Here is a 696-nt window from a genome sequence, read left to right as displayed (position 1 = left end):
CGTATTAGATAATGCGTTAATAAATTAGAGTTCAAACTATTTTAATGGTAGGTTAAATGTTGTTTTTATGTGATTTTGGTCGCATTAATCCAGATTAAAACGCCAATTATTTGATTTTCAACCGTAAAGAATGTCCATAATAAATACGAAATTTAATTAGACGTCAAAGGATATGTATTTCAAAATGATCACATCAGCACCTTGGGTGCTTTATCCAGAAATTGGAGAAGACCCAAGCAAAAAATGGATTTTTCGTGAACCTAAAATCTCTGATGGTGACGACATTTACAGCTTAATTGCAGATTGTCCTCCGTTGGACATGAACTCTTCTTACTGCAATTTTCTACAGTCAACGCATTTCAGCAAAACCAGCGTTTTGGTTGAGCACAAAGGCGACATCGCTGGCTTCATCTCGGGTTATCAGAAACCTGACGAACAAGACGTATTATTCATTTGGCAAGTCGCTGTATCACCTCGATTCAGAGGTAACGGTTTAGCATTTCGTATGCTCAAGGAGCTTCTCGAAAGGGAAGCGCTGAGCGAGGTTAAATCGGTAGAAACGACCATCACGGAAGATAACCAAGCCTCTTGGGCGTTGTTCAAAAAGTTAGATGCGATGAACGGCAATCATGGCCAAGTCAGCACTTTTTTGGATGAAAAAGCCCATTTTAAAGGCAAGCACGATACAGAGTTTTT

At 39.1% G+C, this 696-nt stretch carries 1 protein-coding gene; it reads left to right on the top strand.

Going from position 1 to position 696, the window contains the following annotated elements; all coding sequences use genetic code 11:
- Positions 1 to 184: 184 nt before the first annotated feature.
- Positions 185 to 696 (top strand): diaminobutyrate acetyltransferase (ectA, locus tag R7Z50_RS27615; protein WP_318149771.1); only part of this gene is annotated, 512 nt, incomplete at its 3' end.

This window comes from Vibrio sp. 1249-1, from assembly GCF_033340495.1.
The sequence above is the reverse complement of the archived record's forward strand: the minus strand, read 5'-3'. Positions and strand labels throughout refer to the sequence as shown.